This is a genomic window from Azospirillum sp. UENF 111221 (assembly GCF_058780625.1).
The window spans coordinates 822,212-843,878 of the sequence record NZ_JBSNCH010000005.1; the positions used below are offsets into that span (position 1 = coordinate 822,212).

Consider the following 21,667-nt stretch of genomic DNA (forward strand, 5'->3'; position numbering starts at 1 on the left):
GTTTTTACTTCGGCGTCGTGACCGTCGCCGTCAGCGGCACGCGGCGTTCGACCAGGGCCGAGGTGACCTCCTTGGCCTTCACCGGATCCATGGCGGCCAGGATCGGCGCGGTCTTCTGTTCCTTCATCTTCTGGATGACGCCCAGCAGCACCGGCATGTCGAGTTCCTCGAAGATGCGGGCGGCTTCCTTCGGCTTCATCGTCTCGTAGATCTTCACCAGGCTTTCCAGCTGGGCCGACTGCTTCTCGTCGCCCTGGGCCATCAGCTTCTGGATGTCGGAACGGGTCTTCTCCATTTCCGCCACCTTCTGGTCGATCCGCTTCTCGGCAGCAGCCAGCAAGGCCTCACGCTGCTCCATCTCCTTGGTGCGGCGCTCGATCTCGGCGCGGCGTTCGGCGAAATGCTGGAGCAGTTCCTGATTGTCGATAGGACCGAGCGGTGCCAGCGGCGCATTGGCCGCCGGTGCGTTGGCCGGACCGCTGGAGCCGCCGGGAGCCGGGGGAGCGTCCTTGCCGGCCGGCTTGGTGGTCGCGGCGGGAGTCTGCCCGGCCGCCGTCTGCCCAGCCGCCATCTGGATGGGCGGCGTCGCCGGGGTGGAGCCCTGCGGCCCCTGGGCAAGGCTGACCGGGAAGTCGGGCAGGCGGGCGTCATGGGTGGCGAGGCGCCACAGATCGCCGACCCGCACGCCCAGCATCAGCACCGCGACGAAGATGGTCAGCGGCAGCAGACGGAAACGGGCGCCGCGCATCCGCGCCCTCAGCCGCTGGGTCAAAGGCACCCGCGGCGTCGCCGGCTTGCGCGCCTTGGCCTTCGCCTTGCCCTTCTTCGCCGGCACCTTTCCCGCCGCAGAGCGGACGGCCGGCAGTTGCGCCTGCTGGGCCTGTTGGGCGGCCAGCGTGGGAGAGGTGCGGACGCCGGTCGGGGCGGCGCCAGCCGGGCGGATCACGACCTTGGGTTCGCCGCCCGCCGCAGCGGGCCTGCCGTCACTGGTGCGCATGGTCATCCAAGCCCCTTGCCGGCGTTCTCGATAGCCTGAAGCAGTTCGCGTTCGGCCCGCGACAGGCTCTCCCCGTCACGAGTAATGGGGTCACGGGCGATGGGCTCGCGTGCCTCGGCCGGCGGTTCGGCGCGGGCGGCGGCCCGGCGCGGCGGCGCGTCCAGCCGAGGCGGCGGCGGGGCGTGGTCGTCATGGTCGTGGTCATCCTCGACCGGCAGGCTGCGCAGGGCAGGACGCGGCGCCACCAGCGGCGCCTTTGCCGGGCTGCGCGCGGCTAGAACCGGGGCAACCGCCACGGAACGGCCGCCATCACGCCCGCTGTCGCGGCGACCGCCATCGCGACCGCCGTCACGCTCGCCGACGCCGCCCAGCCGGTTGGCCAGCGTGTCGCCCGCCTCGATCATGAATTGCAGCTCATCACGCAGGGCCTGTGCCTTGATCACCGTGCGCTGGAGATCCTCGCCGGTGTCGCCCGCCGCCTTCTTCAGCGTGCGCACGCCGGTCTCTGCCCGCCCCATCGCGTCGTTCAGGCCCTGGATCAGTTCGGCCATCTCGCCGCGGCTCTCGCGCAGCGCGATGATCTGCCGGTTCAGGATGATCGCATAGGCGATGGTGGCGGCCAGCAGGCCGACCATCACGACGTCGATGATGATGGAGACCAGCGGACTCATAACCTCATGACCTCCTGCTTGGGCAGTTCCTTTTCCAGGCGGACGGCGATGTGCCCGCCCTTGCGCCCCATCCGCCCCTGGAACATCGACACGTCGCCGCAGCGCAGTTCTATCGCGCCGTCGGGGGTGGCGTTCAGCAGGATGCGGGTGCCGACGCGCCAGTTCAGCACGTCGTGCAGCGTCATCGTCACCTCGTCCAGCACGGCCGACAGATCGACGTCCGTCACCATCAGCTCGGAAGCCAAGTGGGTTTCCCAGATCGAGTCACGGCCGAACTTCTCGCCCATGAACATCTGAAGCAGCAGCTCACGCACCGGCTCCAGCGTCGCGTAGGGGATCATCAGCTCCAGCCGGCCGCCGCGATCCTCCATGTCGATGCGCAGCTTGACCAGCACGGCGGCGTTGGCGGGACGCGCGATGGTGGCGAAGCGCGGGTTGGTTTCCAGCCGGTCGAAGCGGAAGGTGACGGGTGACAGCGGATCGAAGGCGGCGGACAGGTCGGACAGCACCACATGGACCATGCGTTCCACGAGGTTGCGTTCGATGGTGGTGTAGGGACGGCCTTCGATGCGCATCGCCGCCGTGCCGCGCCGGCCGCCGAGCAGCACGTCGACGATGGAATAGATCAGCGCGGAGTCGACGACCATCAGGCCATAATTGTCCCACTCCTCCGCCTTGAACACCGACAGCATCGCCGGCAGCGGGATGGAGTTCAGGTAATCGCCGAAACGCACCGAGGAAATCTGGTCGAGGCTGACCTCGACGTTGTCGGAGGTGAAGTTGCGGAGGCTGGTGGACATCATGCGGACGAGGCGGTCGAAGACCACCTCCAGCATGGGCAGGCGTTCGTAGTTGACCAGCGCCGAGTTGACCAGCGCCATGATGCCGGAGTTGTCGCCGTCGCCGGCGCCACCCTGGTCGAAGCCCAGCAGGCTGTCGATCTCGTCCTGGTTCAGGACGCGGGTCGACCCGCCGCCGCCCATGTCGCCGACATCGCCGCTGTCCTCGGCCAATGCGGCCCATTCGGCGGCAAGCCGTTCTTCTTCGCTCAGTTCACCGGTGTCGCTCATCGGCCCCTATCCCCACCTGACCGGGCCCTCACTGGACCAGCATTTCCTTGAACAGCACGTCCTTCACCTTCACCGGGAACGCGGCGGCGGTGATGCGCAGAAGCAGTTCCTGGCGCAGCCGGTACATGCCGGCCGACCCGCGCAGATCCTCCAGGCGCAGCTCGCGCAGGTAGACCTGGAAATTGTCGATGATGCGCGGCAGCACATGCTCCACCGCCCCGACATCCTCCGGCTTCGACAGCTGGATGGAGATCTTGATCTTCAGGAAGGCCGGACGCTTGTTGCCGGTGTTCAGGTTCACCAGCATGTCCGGCAGGTCATAGAAGATCGGGGAGGCATGGGCGGCGTCGCCCTTGCCGGCCTCGGCCCCATGTTCGCCTTCCGCAGACGCGGCATGCTCCCCCTCCTCCGCCGGCTTCTCCTTGCCCAGCAGCCCGTCGAGCAGACCGGAGAAGTAAACGCCGGCACCGGCACCGATCAGCAGGACCAGGGGCAGAACGACGAACAGCACCAGCTTCTTGCCGCTGAATTTCTTCCGGGGCAGGCCGTCGGTCAATTCACCGGCATCGGTTTCGGCAGCCATGACATCCTGGGATCGTTCGAGGTACGCAACGGCTCAGGCATGCGCCGCCTGACAGGCTCAAAGCTACTTTTGGGATAGTTAATAACTCCTTTCGAGTGGGGAATGGACCGCCCCGGACGGGCAGGTTTCCCCCATCTGTCACCATTTCGGCACGGTTCTTGATTGGGACTGCCCGGCGATCCGCGCCCGCAGTGCATCCGCCTTCCGGTCGGAGCGCAGCCGCGCCCGGAGTCCGCCCCCGGCAGCCCGCCGTCCCCATTGGTATTGCCCTTGGGATTGCAGGCCCGCCCCACTATCGCCCCGCCGCCCCATCGTGCGGCGGGAACGGGAGAAGTCTGCCCGGCGACACCCGGCAAGGAACGCCTTCCCCCGGCAGATTCTGCCCGGCATCCCCTACCCCACCCGGCGGGAACGCTTCCCCCTTGTCCGTATTCCGCAGATTCCAAGGCTTCGGCGAAATTGGCACGGCGCCTGCAATACCCCTTTCGCCGGTCGGACGCTGTCGTTCGATCCGTTCGCAAGGTGAAGAGGCCGCAAGATGGAAAATTCGATCTACGTCGCCCTGTCGCGCCAGATGGCGCTGCAACGCCAGCTGGACGTTACGTCGAACAACATCGCGAACATGAACACGACCGGCTACAAGAACCAGCGGATGCTGTTCACCGAATATCTGGAAAAGCCCGGCCTGCACGAGAAGGTCAGCTTCGTCCAGGACCGCGCGGTGGTGCGCGACCTGTCCAACGGCCCGATGACGCAGACCGGCAACCCGCTGGATCTGGCGCTGACCGGCCAGGGCTACTTCACCGTCGATACCGCCAGCGGCCCGCGCTACACCCGCGCCGGCAATTTCCGCCTGAACGACCAGCGCCAGCTGGTGGATGCCGGCGGCTTGCCGGTGCTGTCCAACAACGGCCAGCCCATCACCATTCCGGCCGGCACCAGCGACGTGAAGGTCAGCGGCGACGGCACCGTCGCCACCGAGCTGGGCCCGGTCGCCAAGCTGAACATCGTCACCTTCAAGACCGAGCAGCTGATGACCGAGGTCGGCAACGGCCTGTACGTCACCGACGAGCAGCCGCAGCCGGCCCCGGTCGAGACGAAAGTGGCACAGGGCTTGCTAGAAGGTTCCAACGTGAAGCCCGTGGTCGAGATGACGCAGATGATCGACATCCAGCGTCAGTACATGTCCGCTCAGAAGATGATGGACAACGAACACGAGCGCATCCGCACGATGCTTCAGCGTCTGGGCCGCACCGCCTGATCCAGACCGACGACGAGAGGAGAAGACCAGAATGCGCAGCCTCGCCATCGGCGCCACCGGCATGATCGCCCAGCAGCTCAACGTCGAGACGATCTCCAACAACATCGCCAACTCGACCACCACCGGCTACAAGAAGCAGCGGGCCGAGTTCCAGGACCTGCTGTACCAGAACTTCCGCCGCATCGGCTCGACCTCGTCGGATGCCGGCACCGTGGTGCCGACCGGCGTGCAGGTTGGTGCCGGCGTGCGTGTCGCCGCGGTGGCCCGCGTGCTGGAACAGGGCAACCTGAACATCACCGACAACAAGCTGGACGTTGCGATCAACGGCTCGGGCTACTTCCAGGTGACGCTGCCCAGCGGCGACACCGCCTACACCCGCGCCGGCAACTTCAAGCTGTCGCCGGAAGGCATGATCGTCACCGCCGACGGCTATCCGATCCAGCCGAACATCACCGTCCCGACCAACGCGGTGGACATCTCCATCAACTCGTCGGGCGAGGTGCTGATCAAACTGGACGGCCAGACCGCCACCCAGAATGTCGGCCAGATCCAGCTCGCCACCTTCGCCAACGCCGCCGGCCTGGAAGCCACCGGCGACAACCTGTTCATGGAGTCCGGCGCGTCCGGCCAGGCGGTGACCGGCAACCCCGGCGCTCCCGGCTTCGGCCGCGTCACCCAGGGTGCGCTGGAGACCTCCAACGTCAACGTCGTGCAGGAGATCACCACCCTGATCACCGCACAGCGCGCCTACGAGATGAACTCCAAGGTCATCAAGACCACCGACGAGATGATGCAGCAGGCCAGCCAGATGAAGTAACGCCGCCGACATCGCCGGCGCCTCGCTTCAGCCTCCACATCGGGAACCACCGCCATGATCCGCCCCCTCGCCACCCGCCGCCTGCCCGCCCTGCTCCTCGGTGCCGCCCTGCTGACCGGTCCGGTCATGGGGTTCGGCATCGGGCCGGCCGACGCAGCCTCGGCGATGGCTCCGGCTTCGGCCGGTCAGGGACTGGCGCCCGACGTGGTGTACGGGATGCCGCATGTGGAAGCGGTCCTGTCGGATGCGCTGTCGCGGGTCATCACCGCCGGCCGGCTGCAGATGGAGCTGGACAGCCGCGCGGTGGAGCTGCGCGCCCCCCAGGGCGCCGGCGGGCTGGCGGTGGAGAACCTCTATTACAGCCCGGTCCAGGGCCGTTTCGCCGCCGAGATCGTGGTGACCGGCAGCCAGGTCCGCCTGCCGGTGTCGGGCCGCGCCTTCGGCGTCGTGCAAATCCCGGTGCTGTCGCGCCGGATCATCCCCGGCGACGTCATCGGCCCGGGCGACATCGACTGGCAGGATGTGCGCGCCGACCAGACCACCAGCGACACCGCCGCCACCGACGCGCAGCTGATCGGCATGACGCCGAAGCGCGGCGTGTCGACGAACCAGCCCGTCCGCCTGCGCGATCTGCAATCGCCGCGCATGGTCGACAAGGGCTCGATGGTCACCATCACCCTGACCACCCAGTCGATGACGCTGACGACCCAGGGCAAGGCCCTGCAGGACGGCGGCAAGGGCGAGGTCATCCGCGTCGTGAACACCCAATCCAACCGCATCGTCGAAGCGACGGTCGCGGGCCCCAACGTCGTCGCCGTGGCAAAGCCCGGCATCATCGCGCAGTAAGGAGAAAGCTCCAATGTCCGCCACCCTGACCGCCCGCCTGATCCGCCTCGCGATGATCGCCACCGCTGCCACCTCGCTGACCGCCTGCGGCGCCGCGTCGCGCATCGCCGACATCGGCAAGGCTCCCGAGATGAGCGGCATCCAGGACCCGCAGGCCCGCACCGGCTACCAGCCGGTCAGCCTGCCGATGCCGACCCCGCTGCCGACGGAGCGCAACCCGAACTCGCTGTGGCGGACCGGTGCCAAGGCCTTCTTCAAGGACCAGCGTGCGGCCAAGGTCGGCGACATCCTGACCATCAACATTTCCATCGCCGATCAGGCCAAGCTGTCGAACGAGAGCAAGCGGTCGCGCGCCAACACCGAAAAGGCCGGCATGCCGAGCCTGTTCGGCCTGGAAGGCGCCACACTGAGCCGCGTCCTGCCGGCCGGCGCCTCGGCCGCCAGCCTGGTGGATTTGTCGAGCGACACCAACAACGACGGCAAGGGCTCGGTCGACCGCAACGAGAAGATCGAGCTGAAGGTGGCGGCGCTGGTGACCCAGACCCTGCCCAACGGCAATCTGGTCATCCAGGGCCACCAGGAGGTCCGCGTGAACTACGAGCTGCGCGACCTGCAAATCCATGGCGTGATCCGTCCCGAGGACATCACCGCGCAGAACACCATCAGCTACGAGAAGATCGCCGAAGCCCGCATTTCCTACGGCGGCCGCGGCCAGATCAGCGACGTCCAGCAGCCGCGCTACGGCCAGCAGCTGTACGACATCATCATGCCGTTCTGAGGATTGTCGGGGTAACGGCGACGCATCCGAGGGCCATGGCGGGAGGCACCCCTCCGTGGCCCTGGGGTGCGTCAGGAACCGCCGCGGTCCCTGCGATGCGCTGCTGCCGGATGGGAAATTGCTGCCGGCCGGAGGGTTGTGCCGGGCCGATGTTGCCGGGCCGCCATTTCCTGCAAAGCCGATGCGCTGCGCCGCTTCAGCCTTCCAGCGACCGCGGCGATCCCGCAGTGAATCCATCCATCGTGCCGATGGCCATGTTGCCGCCGACCCGCGCCAAAGCCGGACCGATGAGTTCGGTGGCGCGGCGGTAAGCCTCGCGCTGGGCGACACAGTCGATCAGGTCCGCCGCGTTGGTAGCGCTCTGGGACAGGGTGAGGCCGCTCGTCATGGGTCGTCTCCCTCATCCCGGCCATGATCGGCCGGTCGAGGATGACCATAGGCTCCACTCAAACCGCCCGCTGTTGCGTGCATCACGTTTCCGGCGCGACACCGTCAAACGAAACGGCCCGGCCCCTCATCGGGAGCCGGGCCGTCTCATCGCCGGTCGTCCGCTTATTGGTAGCCGCCTTCGCGGGCACGGTCCTTGGCGGCTTCCTCCTGCGCCTTCACGGTCTCGCTGCTGATCGTGCCGCCCCCCTCCTTGTTGGCATCGGCGGGCTTCTGCGGTTGGTCGTCGCGGGCGGCGTCGGCGGGTCGCTGGTTCGGCTGGTCGACCATGATGCTGCTCCTCGATGAGTCTTCGTCTGGCGATGACGAGGACAACAGCAAAGTCGGAAGATCGTCGCGGACTGGTCCGACCGCCTCAGCCAGCGGGAGACTCGGGCTTGGCATCGGCATCGGCATCGGCATCGGCGCGCTCCAGGGCGGCGTTGATCTGATCCAGCGTGCGGCCGCAACCGGTACAGACATCGCCGTCGATGGCGCACATGCCCAGGCAGTCGGGATCGTCGCTCATGGAACTGGCTTCCTTCGGGATTGGCGCTCAGCGGCCATCCCTAACCGAAAGGCTGCTTTGCCTCAAGCGGTCCGGTTCTAGGACAGCGGCTGCCAAAACAGGGGGTTTCCCATTCCTCGCATGCCTGTTGAGACAATGTACGATGTCGGCAGCAGTGTCGATTGCCGATAAAACGATCAGGCTTTAAACCACCATCCTGTTTTCTCCCACGCGAAGGTGTGCATGCCCACGGCATTGCTGGTGTCCTGCGCGATGTATCGTTACGGTACCGCGAGAATGCCTGCCGCGTTGAAGGCGGCAGGGTTTCGTGTGTTCGTCATCTGCCCGAAGAACTCCCTGCTCGAGTTCTGCGACCAGATCGACGGCCGGCATTGCTTCTCTTCCGAATTGGCAGCAGACGACCTGACCGTGATCGCCGCGCGGGCGGCGGCACAGTTCCGGGCCGACATCGTCATCGGCTGCGAGGAATCCGCCGTCCGCGTGCTCGGCTTGGCGGGACGGTTGCAGGAACGGGTAAAGGTGGACAGCGCCGACGCCCGCAATCTGCGGTTCGTCCAGGCTTGGTGCAGCGACAACTCCTGGGAAGAGAAGCGGTCTCGCTGTGTTGAAATGGCGGCGGCGGCGGGCATCCGGACACCGCGTCAGGTCGCCGTCGATCCGCAGCGTACCGCTGCGGCCGATCTGGCCGGGCTTGGCGAACCGCTTCTGCTGAAATACGACGGCAGTTCGGCCGGCCGCGGGGTGTTTTTCGCATCCTCCACCAAACAGGCGATGGCCCTGGCGGCAAGCCGGTCGGCGGAACACCCGGACCAGCAGGCGGTCGCACAGGAATTCTTGCGCGGACGCGCAGCGTCGGTATCATTCTGCGCGCTGGGCGGGAAAATGCTGGAAGCCTTTGCCTACACGGTCCTGCGTCATGAGCCGGCCCCCTTCGGCCCGGCATCCGTGATCGAACTGACCCCCCATTCCGGGCTGATCGACATGGCCCGCCGGATGGTGGACATGACGGGCTATTCCGGATTCGGCGGCATCGACGCCATTCTACCGGACGATGGCGGCCCGCCGGTTTTCCTGGAGTTCAATGCCCGGCCGACCCAGACAACCCATCTCGGCAACCTGGCCGGCAGCGACCTGTGCCGGGCGATGGCCTGCGCCCTGGCTGGGGAACCCTATGACGCGGTCCTCGGCCGAACCTCAGGCCGGCAGGTTGCGCTGTTCCCGAGCGAATGGGTCCGCGATCCCAACAGTCCCTACCTGACCTCGGCCCACCACGATGTGCCATGGACCGAACGCCGGCTGACCGCCGCGATCCTGACCGTTACCCCGCATCTCCATGGCACCCGGGCCATCACTCCGGCGGCTGTTCAAGCGACAGCTCACCCGTAACTTCGTGCGTCAAGTCGATACCATCGACCGTCAGCACCATGCGGGCCGACAGAGACTTCACCCCGTCCAGCCGGCCTTCGGCCAGCGCGCGGCCGACCGCAAGCTCGATCTCCCGCTGCGAGGTGACGCCGACCTGCTTCAGGAACTTACGCAGGTCGAGGTTTAGGGTCTCGTTGTCCATGGCTGCCCTCCCGGCTGGGAACCGTCGTTTCGAATGACGTTCCGAACCCCGTGAGGACGGCTTGGTTCCATCGCCGGCCCTGATGCCAACGGATGCAAGGCGGCGGCAACAGGCCAGAAACGACGAAAGCGCCGGTCGGGACCTGCGCTTTCCATCCGTTCGGTGCCATCCGTCCCATGCAGTGCCGACGCGACGCACCGCCCTGCCCCCGGTGAGCGGCACTGTGCTGATCGTCTGCGGGACCGGAAAACGGCGCGGCGTCAGTCGTCGCGCTGGGTCCGTTCCATCCGCTCGTGACGCTCCTGGGCTTCAAGGCTCAGCGTCGCGATCGGTCGGGCATCGAGCCGGCGAACGGAGATGGGATCGCCCGTCTCCTCGCAATAGCCGTAGCTGCCGTCGACCAGACGCTCCAGCGCGGCGTCGATCTTGGAGATCAGTTTGCGTTCGCGATCACGCGTCCGCAGCTCCAGCGCACGGTCGGTCTCGGCCGAGGCGCGGTCGGCGATATCCGGTTCCTGGATACCGCCTTCCTGGAGGCTGTTCAACGTGCCGGTGGATTCCGCCAGCAGTTCCGCGCGCCAGCGCAGCAGCTTCTGGCGGAAATACTCCCGCATGATCGGGTTCATGAACTCCTCGTCTTCCGACGGGGAATAGTTCTGGGGCAGAAGCGGCGACGTCATCCGAAAGCATCCAGCGAAAAAGGGGTGATCCGGGCGGCGCGGAGTATAGGCACGCCACGGCACGACCGCAACCCATTGGTTCGCCCCCGCAACGACCAAACAAGCCCTTGGAATAAAAAAGATTTGTCAGCGTTGCAGATTCGCCGCCACCTGCTGGCGGCCATGCACGGGCGAATCCGGCCACCGCATGGCTCTCTCATCGGCGGCTCCCCGCCCCACAGGCGCTCGCGCCCGAATCAACGCTTGAAGCGGCCGCAAAAGCGACCGGTCAATTCAGGAGGTCAGCTTCGCCAGTTCGACCTGGGCGCGCAGGTCGATCTCGTCGAGGATTTCGGCCAGCCCCGGATCGTCGACCTGGGCACGGCGCGTCTGCACCACCTTCGCCAGATCGGCCAGCTTCTGCACCGACAGCGTGCCGGACAGCAGCCCGTGCTGGATTTCCTCCAGACGGTCAAGCATCTCCTCCGCCCGCATCTTGCCGCGGGACGCGCGCGCGGTGGCGTCGTCGGTGACGTCAACCTCCTGCAAGGCCAGCACGCCCGAAACACCGGCGGAGGCGGCGGTGCCGCTGACGCCGTGGGCCGAGCCGGTCTCTCCCACCAATTGCTTGGAGAAGGCCGCGCCGGACGAGCCTTCGGCCTTGCCGGTGCGGCGGACAGACCCACCGCCGCGTATGTTTCCGGAGCCTTCGACTTTCATGATCCGTGCAACCGTTTGCAGTAAAGGATTCGTAAACGCGCACACAGTAGATGGATCAACCTTAACATCCGGTCAAGGCTTGCCGCAATCGGGCAAAAATTGCCGGCCGGCTGTGACCGAAAGGCGCCATAGTCCGGGCGTTTTTCAGGACAGGCACCGAAAGCCGCCGCTTACGGTCTCTGGCACGGCGTTTGTATAGGGATGGGCACGAGTTCAGGAGTGTCCGCGTCATGATCCCCACCGCCTTTCGCCTTCTGCGCCGCCGTGCCGTCCTGGCCGTGCTGACCGCCCTGCTGGCGTTCGGCATTCCGGCCGCACCGGCACTGGCCGCATCCGCCCGTATCAAGGACATCGTCGATGTCGAAGGCGTGCGCGACAACATGCTGATCGGTTACGGACTGGTGGTGGGCCTGAACGGCACCGGCGACAGCCTGAACAACTCCCCCTTCACCGAGCAGAGCCTGACCGGCATGCTGGAACGGATGGGCGTCAACACCCGCGGCACCAACCTGCGCACCAAGAACGTGGCGGCGGTGATGGTGACGGCGACGCTGGGCGCCTATGCGGCGCAGGGCACGCGCATCGACGTCACCGTGTCGGCGATGGGCGACAGCAAGAGCCTGCTGGGCGGCACCTTGCTGGTCACCCCGATGATGGGCGCCGACGGCGAGGTCTATGCCGTGGCGCAGGGGCCGATCGCCGTGTCGGGCTTCACCGCCCAGGGCCAGGGAGCCAGCGTCACCCGCGGCGTGCCGACCTCCGGCCGCATCTCCTCCGGCGCCATCGTGGAGCGCGAGATCCAGTTCTCGCTGGCCGAGCTGCCGGTGCTGCGCCTCTCCCTGCGCAATCCCGACTTCACCACCGCCCAGCGGGTGGCGACCGCCATCAACATCCAGCTGCGCGGCAACCGCGCCCAGGCGACTGATCCGGCCTCCGTCCTCATCAACGTACCGGACTCGCGCCGCGGCGACGTGGTGGGGCTGGTGACGGAGATCGAGCAGCTGCGCATCACCCCCGATCAGGTCGCCCGCGTGGTGGTGGACGAGAAATCCGGGGTGATCGTGATGGGCGAGAATGTCCGCATCTCCACCGTCGCCATCGCCCAGGGCAACCTGACCATCCGCATCACCGAAACCCCGCAGGTCAGCCAACCCGGCCCGTTCAGCCAGGGGCAGACCGCGGTGGTGCCGCGCACCGATATCCAGGTCGACGACCAGTCCAACAACCGCCTCGCCGTGATGAATTCCGGGGTGACCTTGCAGGAGTTGGTACAATCCTTGAATGCGCTTGGAGTGGGACCGCGGGACATGATCGCCATTCTCCAGTCGATCAAGGCCGCCGGAGCCCTGCAAGCCGAGATCGAGGTGATCTGATGTCCATGAGCCCCGCCCTTTCCACCGCTTCGGCCGCGCGCAGCGCACCGCCCGCCTCGTCGCTGGTGGAGCGCGCCCAGGCCGCCGGGTTCGGCGTGCGCACCCTGGCAAAGATTTCCGATCTCGAGGCCAAGATCGACCCGGCAAAGCTTGCCCAGATCCGCAAGTCCGCCAACGAGTTCGAGAGCCAGTTCGTCTCGCAGATGCTGGGCCCGATGTTCGAGGGGATCGGCACCGACGAGACCTTCGGCGGCGGGCGCGGGGAAGAGATGTTCCGCCCGATGCTGATCGAGCAGTTCGGCAAGCAGATCACCCAGCGCGGCGGCTTCGGCATCGCCAATCAGGTTTACGGAGAGCTTCTTCGCGCCCAGGAGGCCAGCCATGGATAAGGTCGACGTTCGTTTCCCCCAGCAGCCCAAGCCGGCCGCCAACCTGCCGAAGAACGCCCAGGAACGCGCGGTCGCGCTGATCGAGCTGATGGGCCGCCTGACCGCCCTGCTGGAACGCGAGGCCGCCGCCGTCCGCGCCCGCCGCCCGGCCAAGGAACTGGCGCAGGTCGTCAAGGACAAGCAGCCGATGACCCTGGTCTATGAGGAGATCAGCCGCATGCTGCGCGTCGACCGCGAGGGGTTGGTCGCCCTGCCGCAGGAGTTGAAGACGTCGCTGAAGGACGCCACCGGCAGGCTTTATGCGGCCACCGCCGACAATGCCGAGGCCCTGCGCATCGGTGGCGAGGCGCAGAAGGTGATGGTCGACACCGTGGTGACCGTCATCACCCGCCAGCAGAAGGCGCCGACCACCGCCTATGCCGCCCACATGGGTGGCGGCCGCGGTTACTCCGCGCCGCCCAGCGGGCCGCGCACCTCGGCGGCGCTGAATACCCGGCTCTGATCCGATCAGCCTCCATCCATGACTGCCGAGCTTTTCGGACGGCCACCTCTCTCCACGGGGCGGCCTTTTTCTTTTTGTGCCCGCAGCCTGCGGCAAGAAAGGCCCCGCACCCGGCGGAATTTGCCGGTCTTGACCGTGCGATGCGGCGGGAACTGCCGTCCCAATCCTACGCCGGCAGGCCCGATGACGGGGAGCCGAGGTTGGCCCGTCCGTTGCATTGGTCCCAGCGCATCGCCGTCGGTGCGTTCCGCCGTCCCTGAGAGGCCCTTCCATGGAAGTCCAATCGAACAAAATCGCCGCGTCCTTGTTCGACGGTCTCAGCCAGTCCCAGCAGACGCAGGGGACTGGGACGAAGAACGACCTGTTCTCCAAGATGATGGACCGCATGCTGACCGATGCCGCGGCGCGCAAGCGCGAGCAGGCCGACGCGGCAGCCCGCGACTCCGCAAAAGACGCGGCGAAGGAAGCGGCGAAGGACGCCGCCAAGGAGGCTGCAAAGGATGCCAGGGACGCCCGCGCCGCAGAGGCCCAGCGCCGGCAGCCGGTGCGCACGGAGCCGAAGCCCGACCTGACCCGCGACCGGACCGCTGAAACCCGGCGTCGGCAGGATGCCGCCGATGCGACGCGCGCGGCCGAGCCGAAGGCCGGCAAGAACGACGACCCGAAGGTGCAGGCCCGCCAGGAGGACCACCGCCCGGCCAAGGCCGAGAGGCCGGCCAAAGACCTGTCCAGGACCGACAAGGCCTCCGGCAGCCCGGATAAGGTCAATGCAGATAAGGCGGGAGCGGACAAGGCAGATGCGGCGACAGCCACCAGTACCGCCGATGCCAAGGACGCCGCCGCGACCGATGAGTCCGCCTCGGCCGACGCCGCGGCACAGGGTGAAACCATGGCCGACGCCGGCGGTGAGGACATGTCGGATGACGCCGCCGAGGGACAGCCCACCGACCAGCCCACCGACCAGCCGCTGCCGCCTGTCCAGCCCATGGCGCAGCAACCGATCCCGCAGGCGAGCGACCTGATCCTTGCCGGCCTGATGCCGGCCGGACAGACGAAGGCACCGGACAGCACCGACGACGCGGCCGGCGGTGCCGACACCCCTGCAACCGGATCGGCCGCGCCTGTCGATCCCACCGCCCAGCTCGCAGCCCAGCTTGCCCAGGCGCAGGCCGCTGCCACAGGTGCCTCGGCGGCCGGTCAGGCGGGTGCGGAAGCCGCGGCGAAAGCCGGCGGCAAGACCGCCGCAGTCGGCGGCGATGCCGCCCAAACCGCGGATGCAACCCAGGCCGAGCCCGGCGCACGGCCCGACGCCGAGGCCCTGCCGACCGACGACACCGCCCTGCCCGACCGCTTCGCCGATCTGCTGGCCGCCGCCAAGGCGAAGGTCGGCGATGCCAGGCAATCCGGCAAGCATACCGGAACCGAGGGCGGCAGCCGGAACGATGCCCAGCCCCAGGCGCAGACCGCGATGCAGCAGCCGACCCCACCCACAGCGCCGGCCATGCCGGTGGCGGAAACAGTCGCGGCAGCCGCGACCGGCACCGCCGCCAAAGCCCTGGAGGGTATCGGAGGCATTGACGGAACCGCCGCGACCGGCGCTTCCGCCGCCAGCCCGCACACCCATCCGGCGCTCGCCGCGATGGAAGGGATCCATGCCGGCATTCCCGGCCTCGACCAGCCGCAGGCCGCCACCGCGACCCTGCGTCCGTCGCGCGGCGCCGGCATGCCGATGGGCGTGCATGACCAGATCGCCGTCCACATCAAGAAGAGCGTCGCCGACGAGGTCGACCAGTTAACCATCAACCTGCATCCGGCCGAACTGGGCCGGATCGACATCAAGCTGGACATCGGCGCCGATGGCCGGGTCAATGCGATGGTTGCGGTGGAAAAGGCACAGACGCTCGAACTTCTGCAACGCGACAGCCGCGGGTTGGAACGCGCTTTGCAAGACGCTGGATTGCAGACGGACGCCAACAGCCTGAACTTCAGCCTGCGCGGCGAAGGCAATCCCTTCGCAGGCGAGGGCCGGGGCGACGGCAAGGGGACCGGATCGGGCAAGCGCGGCCACGGCTTCGGCGGTGGCGGCGACGATGACGGGTCCGATGGAGCCGTCTACACCGCGACGCTCGGCGACGGGCGCGTCGACATCCGCGCCTGAGCGGGGCCGGCCGACCCGGCCGCATCCCACCGTCGCATCAGAGATTCCGGCCGACAGGGCCATAAAGGACGACCGCCATGACCACGACCACCAACACCACCAACACCCCGACCGTGAACCAGTACGGCACCTATTCGGGTGGTCTTTCCAAAGGGTCGAAGACGGCGACCGAAACCTCCAAGACGCCGCAGACCGATGCGGAAAAGACGGCATCGGCCACCAAGGGGCTGGGCGACAATTTCCAGACGTTCCTCACCATGCTGACCACGCAGATGAAGAACCAGGATCCGCTGAAGCCGCTCGACACCAACGACATGACCAAGCAGCTGGTCGATTTCGCCAACGTCGAGCAGAACATCGGCACCAACAGCCGCCTGGACAAGCTGGTGCAGTTGCAGTCGGCCGGCACCGCTTCGACCAACCTCGCCTATCTCGGCCGGACCGTCGCCTTCGAGGGCGACAATTTCCAGTACTCGCAGGGCATGACGCAGGCGCCGCTGGGCTATGAGCTGGCGACCTCGGCCAAGTCGGTGCGCGTCGACATCCTGGACTCCAACGGCAACATCATCCGCTCGATGCCCGGCGAAACCACCGCCGGCACCAAGCATGCCGTCAGTTGGGACTTCAAGGACAACAACGGCCGCGCGGTGCAGCCCGGCACCTATCGCATGAACGTGGCGCCGGTGTCCGAGAACAAGAACGACACTATCAAGACCACCACCTACACCTTCGGCACGGTCGCCGGTATCGGCAACAACAAGGACGGCGAGACGGTGCTGAACATCGGCGCCAGCGAAGTCCCGCTATCGAAGCTGACCACCGTCTACTGACCCGGATCCGTTGTACCGACCGATTGCCGCAAGCCTGGACGGATGGGCCGCCGCGACCGCCCTGTCCGTTCGGGTGAGCAACTACCACCCGATAAAAAGTTAACCCTTTCGTTTAGGCATTTGTTAAGTGCCGGCGCATACAGTACCCCGAAATCGTGGAATCCACAGTTTGGGTTGGAGCGTCCGCGCATGGCACTCATCGAATTCGACATCGGCGACGACTCAGCAGCCGGTGCATCGGTCATTGGTCCTGAGGGGCGTCCCATGACCGAAAACGACCTTCCCCCGCCCGACACCAAGCGTTGGGTGATGCGCCGCAAGGCGGAAGTGGTCGCTGGCGTCCGTTCGGGCCTGATAAGCCTGGAGGAAGCCTGCCGCCGCTACACGCTGTCGGTGGAGGAGTTCCTGTCCTGGCAGAGGCTGATCGACAGCCACGGGATGCGCGGCCTGCGCGCCACCCGATTGCAGGACTATCGTCCCGGCCAGGCGGTGCGCGACCGCATCGGCGCCGACTGACGCAACGTGCCGGCTTGAGGAAGCGCCGTGGGTCCGTCCTGCGGCGCTTTCTTGCGTTAGATGTATCGCCAAGCCTCGGGTGATTATTTCTCCGCGCAGGCCCCATCGATCAGGGCCGCAGCCGCACTCGCCACCGCCTCGTTGCCCGGCCCCAGATCCAGCGCGCGGCCGGCGGCATAGGCGCCTTCCATCAGAAGCTGCAACTGACCGCACAGCCGGTCCGGATCATCGGCGCCCGCCGCGACCGCCATCGCATGCAGGCGGTCGCGGACCATGCGCTTATGCGCCAGCGCCAGCGCCCGTGCGGGGTTGGCGGGATCACGAAGTTCGGCGGCAGCGGTCGTGAAGGGACAGCCCTGGAATTTCGGATGATCGATCCAATGGCCGAGCGCCATGAAGATCGCCTTCATCTGGGCGCGCGAATCGCCAGGGTGGCGCGCAGTCACCCGGTCCCACCAAGCGGCGTGCTGGACCATGCTGCGCTCCAGATAGGCGCAGACCAGATCGTCCTTCGATGCGAAATTCCGATAAAGGCTCATCTTCGCGACGCCGGACCGGGCGATGATCGTGTCGATGCCGACCGCGCGGATGCCCTCGCGATAGAACAGCTCTGCCGCGGTGTCGAGAATCCGTTCGCGCGCCGGCCTCCTCTCGCCTTCGACTCCACCCATCCGCCAACCCCCACCCGTTCACAACGGCCGGGTCCAAGCCCGGCATTGACAATGATACAGACCTGTCTCTACCATCGCAATGAAGAGACAGGTCTGTATCATCAAGAATGGAGTTCCGGGGGATGCGCTATTTCGAGGATGTCGCGGTGGGCGACCGCTTCACTGGCGGACCGGTCACGGTCGATGCGGCGGAAATCGTCGCCTATGCCGAAAAGTTCGATCCGCAGCCATTCCACCTGGACGCCGAGGCGGCGAAGGACACGCTGTTCCGCGGACTGGCTGCCAGCGGCTGGCACACCGCCGGGATGACGATGCGGATGATCGTGGGAAGCAACGCCGAGTTGGCCGGCGGCTATATCGGCATGGGGGTTGACCAGATCAGCTGGCCGCGCCCGACCCGTCCCGGCGACGTGCTGCGCATTGAGATGGAAGTTCTGGAGGCCCGGCGTTCCGCCAAGCGGCCCGACCAGGGCGTGCTGCGGGTGAAGACCACCACCCTCAACCAGAACGGCGAGGTGGTGCAGACCATGATCGCCAACCTGCTGGCCCCCGGCCGTCCGGCCTGACGGGAACAGGCGTAAAAGAAAGCCCCCGCATCCGGGACAGGATGCGGGGGCTGCAAACGTCAACCTATGCCGTCAACACTGACCGTCAGCGCTTCAGACCGGCGGTGAAGGCGAAGTTGTCGAAGGAGTTCTCGGCCACCCGGAACCACAGATATTCGTCGTCGCGGAACTTCTTCCACGGCTCGTAGATCTTGGCAAACTTCGGGTTGGTCTTGGCAGTCTCTTCATACAGTTCGGTCGCCGCCTTGTAGCAGGCTTCCATCACCTCGCGCGGGAAGGGCCGCAACTGAGCGCCGCCGGCGACCAGACGGCGCAGAGCCGCCGGGTTTTCCGCGTCGTACTTGGCGTTCATGGTCAGGTTGGCCTCGAAGCAGGCGGCTTCCAGAACGGCCTTGTACTGCTTGGGCAGCTGGTCCCACTGCTGCTTGTTGACCAGCAGCGAGACGTTCAGCCCGCCTTCCCACCAGCCCGGATAGTAGTAGTACTTGGCGACCTTGTTGAAGCCGAGCTTCTCGTCGTCGTAGGGTCCGATCCACTCGGCGGCATCGATGGTGCCCTTTTCCAGCGACGGGTAGATGTCGCCGCCGGCGATCTGCTGCGGCACCGTGCCCAGCTTGGCCAGCACCTGCCCGGCGAAGCCGCCGATGCGGAACTTCAGGCCCTTCAGATCCTCGACGGTCTTGATCTCCTTGCGGAACCAGCCGCCCATCTGCACGCCGGTGTTGCCGGCCGGGAAGTTCATGACACCATAGCCGTCGAAGAACTCGCGCAGCAGGGCCATGCCGCCGCCATTGTAGATCCAGGCATTCTGCTGGCGGGCGTTCAGGCCGAAGGGCACCGTCGCGTCGAAGGTGAAAGTCGGATCCTTGCCGACATAGTAATAGCTGGCGGTGTGGCCGCACTCGACCGTGCCGTTCTGCACCGCGTCCAGCACCTGCAGACCGGGAACGATCTCACCGGCGGCGAAGGGGCGGATGGTGAATTTCCCGTCGGTCGCGGCGGCAACGCGGGCGGCAATGGTGTCGGCGGCACCGTAGATGGTGTCCAGGCTTTTGGGGAAGCTGGACGCCAGACGCCAATGAATCTCCGGCTGGCTCTGCGCGATGGCCGGGGCCGCAAGCGTGCTGGCGGCGACGCCGACACCGGCGGAGGTCAGGAAGGAACGACGCTTCATGAACGTTTCCTCATCGTTATGGCCATGGCGCCGGTTGAGCGATGACGCCACTTGCCGAACAGAAGACACTATGGTGTCCGAACAATCCTAGAAATCGCAACGTCTACCCGACAATTCGTTAAATTGCATAGCTTCCATTCCGGTTTTATTTCGTCGCGTAAAAAATACAGTGCGCTCACGCGACTGGAGCGGCGCCAAGTGGTCATCGCTCTATCCGGGATTTTTCAAAGCAATGCATCGCGGGATGGCATGGCAATCCTGTATCCGCTCTGGCGAGCAGCCATCAGCCGTATCGATCAACCGCGGAACCGTCTTGTCGTTGCCTGAATGGTTACATGTACCGATGATATATTCGACAGGCGAAACGGCACCCACCCCTACTTTCGTTCATGGGCTTGGCCGTGACGACCTTGCGATGCCAACGGTTCCGCCGACGGCGTTCGCCCACCCATAAGGGCGAACAAATGCATTCACATGCAACTTCCGGATCCAGCCGATGGTAATGCTTGGCATGTTTGCGCGGCGGTCGGGGCGGCGGAACGGCCACCGCCCGCGCCGCACTGACGGAGGGCAAGAGGATGGACAAAATCCTCACTCTCCTGATCCTGCTGTTGCAGGTGGTCAAGCTGCTGCTTGAGCACCTGAACCGCTGATCGGGCGGCCGTGCCGGGGGTTACGGCCCCGGTACGCCCGTTCCAAAAAATAGTGCCTTTTCACCCCCCCCCCCGGCAACCGCTCAGCCCAGCGTGCGCTTCACGATCAGCGACAGCTTTTCCAGCATCGCCGGATCGCGGTGGCCGGGAGCCGTCATGATGGCGTTATCGAGCGCCGTGTGGCAGCCCTGGACGCATGGCCCCTCGCGCCGCGCCACCTTCGGTGCCAGCGCCGCCACCAGGGAGCGGGCCTTGCCGGCATTGGCGACCACCACGCGGATCACCGCATCGACCGAGACATGGTCGTGCCCCTCGTGCCAGCAATCGTAATCGGTGACCATGGCGACGGTCGCGTAGCACATCTCCGCCTCGCGGGCGAGCTTGGCCTCCGGCATGTTGGTCATGCCGATGACGTCACAGCCCCAACTGCGGTAGAGGTTCGATTCGGCGACTGTGGAGAATTGCGGCCCCTCCATCACCATGTAGGTGCCGCGCCGCTGGTGCGGAATGTCCAGCTCGGCCAGCGCCTCCTCGATCAGGTCGCCCAGCCGCCCGCAGACCGGATGGCCCAGCGCCACATGGGCGACTAGCCCGCTGCCGAAGAAGGTCTTGTCGCGGGCGAAGGTGCGGTCGATGAACTGGTCGATCACCACGAAGGTGCCGGGTGGCAGATGCTCCTTCAGCGAGCCGACCGCCGACACCGACAGGATCTCGGTCACGCCCAGCTGTTTCAGCGCATGGATGTTGGCGCGGAAGTTCAGTTCCGACGGCGGGATGCGGTGGCCGCGGCCGTGGCGCGGCAGGAAGACCAGCTTCCGGCCCGCCAGTTCGCCGGTCAGCAGTTCGTCGGACGGCTCGCCGAAGGGGGTCGTCACCTTGACCCAGCGGGTGTTCTCCAGCCCGTCGATGTCGTACAGGCCGCTGCCGCCGATCACGCCCAGAACAGTCTCGCCACTCTTGCCGTCGCTCATGAACCGCCGTCTCCCGCTGAAGATCGCGCGAGTATTTCGGTGACCGGCGTCGAATGCAACCGCTCAAGGCACTTTCTAAAGTCCGCCGATCACCCGGCTTCGCCCGGGCAGGATCAGCACAGCGCCCAGAAGCAGCCCCGCAGCCAGTCCGCCGGCGTGAGCACCCCAGCCGACCTCGGCCAGCGGGGACTCGGCGCTCAGCGGCACAAGTGTCATCGCTGCGTTCAGCAGCGCGAAGACCAGGATCGCCCCCTGCACCAGCCGCCGTGGCAGGCGCCGCGACAGCAGGCCCGCGCGCGGACGCATCCACAGGAAGGCCCCCATCAGCGCGCAGATCGCCCCGCTCGCGCCGATCAGCGGCGCCATCCGGTCGGCGGTCAACAGCCCCTCCGTCAGCGCAGCCGCCACCGTTCCGGCGAGGAACAGCAGAAGATAGCGGAGATGACCGACCTGCCGCTCCACCGCATCGCCCAGCAGCCACAGCACCGCCATGTTGGACAGCAGATGCGTCAGGTCGCCGTGAACCAGCACATGGCCGAACAGCCCGCGCCACAACGCTCCGGTGGGCAGCGGCCCGGCCAGTTCGACCGTTCCGAAGAAATAGGCGGGGACGAAGGCGAAGGATTCCGGCGGCAACCGCAGGACGAAGGCCAGCACGCAGGCGAGGATCATGGTGCGGTTGGCATAAGGCGGAACGGCCATGGCGGCGATCGGCCCCCCTTTCCCGCCCCGGCCATGCCGGTCCGCCGCCAGCGCCATGCCCTGCCCCCCGCAAGATCAGGTGCCGCATTCCGACGCCGTCATGGCTTTGCGCGGCGATAGGTCTCACCCCAATGTAGGAAGGGGTATTTCGGAAAAACAGCGGTTTCCCACGGCATCGGGGACGCTCCTATACCGGTCGGACGGATTGGAGCGCCGCTCGCGGGCTGGCACAGTCATT

Annotated in this window: 27 protein-coding genes; 13 read left to right on the forward strand and 14 right to left on the reverse strand. The window is 66.5% G+C overall.

The window, feature by feature from the left end:
• Window positions 1–4: 4 nt before the first annotated feature.
• From ACWPN3_RS18275 to ACWPN3_RS18290, 4 genes are read right to left on the reverse strand one after another with little or no spacing between them, the layout of a single operon-like run.
• Complete coding sequence (locus ACWPN3_RS18275; RefSeq protein WP_492240729.1) at window positions 5–1,003, reverse strand: MotE family protein; 999 nt, start codon at window positions 1,001–1,003, stop codon at window positions 5–7.
• Window positions 1,000–1,668 (reverse strand): DUF6468 domain-containing protein, encoded by a 669-nt coding sequence (locus tag ACWPN3_RS18280; RefSeq protein ID WP_109096864.1) that lies wholly within the window; start codon window positions 1,666–1,668, stop codon window positions 1,000–1,002. Before ACWPN3_RS18280 ends, ACWPN3_RS18275 begins: the two co-directional genes overlap by 4 nt.
• Complete coding sequence (fliM, locus tag ACWPN3_RS18285) at window positions 1,665–2,738, reverse strand: flagellar motor switch protein FliM (protein ID WP_085089732.1); 1,074 nt, start codon at window positions 2,736–2,738, stop codon at window positions 1,665–1,667. Before fliM ends, ACWPN3_RS18280 begins: the two co-directional genes overlap by 4 nt.
• Before the next feature lie 28 nt (window positions 2,739–2,766).
• Window positions 2,767–3,321, reverse strand: coding sequence for a flagellar basal body-associated FliL family protein (locus tag ACWPN3_RS18290; protein WP_492240730.1), 555 nt, complete (start codon window positions 3,319–3,321; stop codon window positions 2,767–2,769).
• 538 nt (window positions 3,322–3,859) lie between these two features.
• On the opposite strand from ACWPN3_RS18290, the gene flgF reads away from it, so the two are divergent.
• The 4 genes from flgF to flgH are packed head-to-tail and all read left to right on the forward strand — an operon-like array spanning window position 3,860 to window position 7,023.
• Entirely contained in the window at window positions 3,860–4,582 is a 723-nt protein-coding gene (flgF, locus tag ACWPN3_RS18295; RefSeq protein WP_098739578.1) for a flagellar basal-body rod protein FlgF, read from the forward strand.
• A 31-nt stretch (window positions 4,583–4,613) separates the two neighbouring features.
• Complete coding sequence (gene flgG, locus ACWPN3_RS18300) at window positions 4,614–5,399, forward strand: flagellar basal-body rod protein FlgG (RefSeq protein ID WP_042700394.1); 786 nt, start codon at window positions 4,614–4,616, stop codon at window positions 5,397–5,399.
• Window positions 5,400–5,453: 54 nt separating this feature from the next.
• Window positions 5,454–6,245 (forward strand): flagellar basal body P-ring formation chaperone FlgA, encoded by a 792-nt coding sequence (flgA, locus tag ACWPN3_RS18305; RefSeq protein WP_492240731.1) that lies wholly within the window; start codon window positions 5,454–5,456, stop codon window positions 6,243–6,245.
• Between the two features lie 13 nt (window positions 6,246–6,258).
• On the forward strand, window positions 6,259–7,023 hold the full coding sequence (flgH, locus tag ACWPN3_RS18310; protein ID WP_109096866.1) for a flagellar basal body L-ring protein FlgH: 765 nt from the start codon (window positions 6,259–6,261) through the stop codon (window positions 7,021–7,023).
• A 196-nt stretch (window positions 7,024–7,219) separates the two neighbouring features.
• Here flgH and ACWPN3_RS18315 read toward each other — a convergent pair whose 3' ends face one another.
• The 3 genes from ACWPN3_RS18315 to ACWPN3_RS18325 form a co-directional block, all read right to left on the reverse strand.
• Entirely contained in the window at window positions 7,220–7,411 is a 192-nt protein-coding gene (locus ACWPN3_RS18315; protein ID WP_492240732.1) for a hypothetical protein, read from the reverse strand.
• A gap of 164 nt (window positions 7,412–7,575) precedes the next feature.
• Window positions 7,576–7,740, reverse strand: a complete 165-nt coding sequence (locus tag ACWPN3_RS18320; protein WP_158285367.1) for a hypothetical protein — start codon at window positions 7,738–7,740, stop codon at window positions 7,576–7,578.
• A gap of 85 nt (window positions 7,741–7,825) precedes the next feature.
• Window positions 7,826–7,978 carry a DUF1289 domain-containing protein gene (locus ACWPN3_RS18325; RefSeq protein ID WP_492240733.1) on the reverse strand — a complete coding sequence of 51 codons (153 nt, stop codon included), beginning with the start codon at window positions 7,976–7,978 and terminating at the stop codon, window positions 7,826–7,828.
• Between the two features lie 240 nt (window positions 7,979–8,218).
• Here ACWPN3_RS18325 and ACWPN3_RS18330 point away from each other — a divergent pair, with 240 nt between their 5' ends.
• Window positions 8,219–9,364 carry an ATP-grasp domain-containing protein gene (locus tag ACWPN3_RS18330; RefSeq protein ID WP_492261893.1) on the forward strand — a complete coding sequence of 382 codons (1,146 nt, stop codon included), beginning with the start codon at window positions 8,219–8,221 and terminating at the stop codon, window positions 9,362–9,364.
• Here the strand turns inward: ACWPN3_RS18330 and ACWPN3_RS18335 are convergent.
• The 3 genes from ACWPN3_RS18335 to ACWPN3_RS18345 form a co-directional block, all read right to left on the reverse strand.
• Window positions 9,327–9,545 carry a DUF6494 family protein gene (locus tag ACWPN3_RS18335; RefSeq protein WP_109096870.1) on the reverse strand — a complete coding sequence of 73 codons (219 nt, stop codon included), beginning with the start codon at window positions 9,543–9,545 and terminating at the stop codon, window positions 9,327–9,329. The genes ACWPN3_RS18330 and ACWPN3_RS18335 overlap by 38 nt on opposite strands.
• A 260-nt stretch (window positions 9,546–9,805) precedes the next feature.
• Window positions 9,806–10,225, reverse strand: a complete 420-nt coding sequence (gene dksA / locus ACWPN3_RS18340) for an RNA polymerase-binding protein DksA (protein ID WP_012974451.1) — start codon at window positions 10,223–10,225, stop codon at window positions 9,806–9,808.
• A 273-nt stretch (window positions 10,226–10,498) separates the two neighbouring features.
• A complete protein-coding gene (locus ACWPN3_RS18345) occupies window positions 10,499–10,924 on the reverse strand; it encodes a flagellar assembly protein FliX (protein ID WP_109096871.1) in 426 nt (141 codons plus the stop codon).
• A 230-nt stretch (window positions 10,925–11,154) separates the two neighbouring features.
• On the opposite strand from ACWPN3_RS18345, the gene ACWPN3_RS18350 reads away from it, so the two are divergent.
• From ACWPN3_RS18350 to sciP, 6 genes are all read left to right on the forward strand, one after another.
• On the forward strand, window positions 11,155–12,297 hold the full coding sequence (locus tag ACWPN3_RS18350) for a flagellar basal body P-ring protein FlgI (protein ID WP_109096872.1): 1,143 nt from the start codon (window positions 11,155–11,157) through the stop codon (window positions 12,295–12,297).
• Window positions 12,298–12,302: 5 nt separating this feature from the next.
• A complete protein-coding gene (locus ACWPN3_RS18355; protein ID WP_455177929.1) occupies window positions 12,303–12,686 on the forward strand; it encodes a rod-binding protein in 384 nt (127 codons plus the stop codon).
• Complete coding sequence (locus ACWPN3_RS18360; protein ID WP_492240735.1) at window positions 12,679–13,188, forward strand: flagellar basal-body protein; 510 nt, start codon at window positions 12,679–12,681, stop codon at window positions 13,186–13,188. Before ACWPN3_RS18355 ends, ACWPN3_RS18360 begins: the two co-directional genes overlap by 8 nt.
• 271 nt (window positions 13,189–13,459) lie before the next feature.
• Complete coding sequence (locus ACWPN3_RS18365; RefSeq protein ID WP_492240736.1) at window positions 13,460–15,346, forward strand: flagellar hook-length control protein FliK; 1,887 nt, start codon at window positions 13,460–13,462, stop codon at window positions 15,344–15,346.
• Window positions 15,347–15,423: 77 nt separating this feature from the next.
• On the forward strand, window positions 15,424–16,176 hold the full coding sequence (locus tag ACWPN3_RS18370; RefSeq protein WP_109096875.1) for a flagellar hook assembly protein FlgD: 753 nt from the start codon (window positions 15,424–15,426) through the stop codon (window positions 16,174–16,176).
• 189 nt (window positions 16,177–16,365) lie between these two features.
• Window positions 16,366–16,692: a CtrA inhibitor SciP gene (gene sciP, locus ACWPN3_RS18375; protein WP_109096876.1), complete on the forward strand. Its 327-nt coding sequence runs from the start codon at window positions 16,366–16,368 to the stop codon at window positions 16,690–16,692.
• Between the two features lie 83 nt (window positions 16,693–16,775).
• Here the strand turns inward: sciP and ACWPN3_RS18380 are convergent, their stop codons facing one another.
• Window positions 16,776–17,363 carry a TetR/AcrR family transcriptional regulator gene (locus ACWPN3_RS18380; RefSeq protein WP_492240738.1) on the reverse strand — a complete coding sequence of 196 codons (588 nt, stop codon included), beginning with the start codon at window positions 17,361–17,363 and terminating at the stop codon, window positions 16,776–16,778.
• Between the two features lie 122 nt (window positions 17,364–17,485).
• On the opposite strand from ACWPN3_RS18380, the gene ACWPN3_RS18385 reads away from it, so the two are divergent.
• A complete protein-coding gene (locus ACWPN3_RS18385; protein WP_109452562.1) occupies window positions 17,486–17,929 on the forward strand; it encodes a MaoC family dehydratase in 444 nt (147 codons plus the stop codon).
• Window positions 17,930–18,014: 85 nt separating this feature from the next.
• Here ACWPN3_RS18385 and ACWPN3_RS18390 read toward each other — a convergent pair whose 3' ends face one another.
• A complete protein-coding gene (locus tag ACWPN3_RS18390; protein WP_109096878.1) occupies window positions 18,015–19,103 on the reverse strand; it encodes a TRAP transporter substrate-binding protein in 1,089 nt (362 codons plus the stop codon).
• Window positions 19,104–19,609: 506 nt separating this feature from the next.
• On the opposite strand from ACWPN3_RS18390, the gene ACWPN3_RS18395 reads away from it, so the two are divergent.
• The gene (locus tag ACWPN3_RS18395; RefSeq protein WP_158285369.1) at window positions 19,610–19,756 is read left to right on the forward strand and encodes a hypothetical protein; all 147 of its coding nucleotides are present in this window, start codon (window positions 19,610–19,612) and stop codon (window positions 19,754–19,756) included.
• A gap of 83 nt (window positions 19,757–19,839) precedes the next feature.
• On the opposite strand, the gene ACWPN3_RS18400 is transcribed toward ACWPN3_RS18395, so the two are convergent.
• Both ACWPN3_RS18400 and ACWPN3_RS18405 read right to left on the reverse strand, forming a co-directional pair.
• Window positions 19,840–20,727: an S-methyl-5'-thioadenosine phosphorylase gene (locus ACWPN3_RS18400; protein WP_109096879.1), complete on the reverse strand. Its 888-nt coding sequence runs from the start codon at window positions 20,725–20,727 to the stop codon at window positions 19,840–19,842.
• Between the two features lie 75 nt (window positions 20,728–20,802).
• Complete coding sequence (locus ACWPN3_RS18405; RefSeq protein WP_492240739.1) at window positions 20,803–21,429, reverse strand: rhomboid family intramembrane serine protease; 627 nt, start codon at window positions 21,427–21,429, stop codon at window positions 20,803–20,805.
• Window positions 21,430–21,667 lie beyond the last annotated feature (238 nt).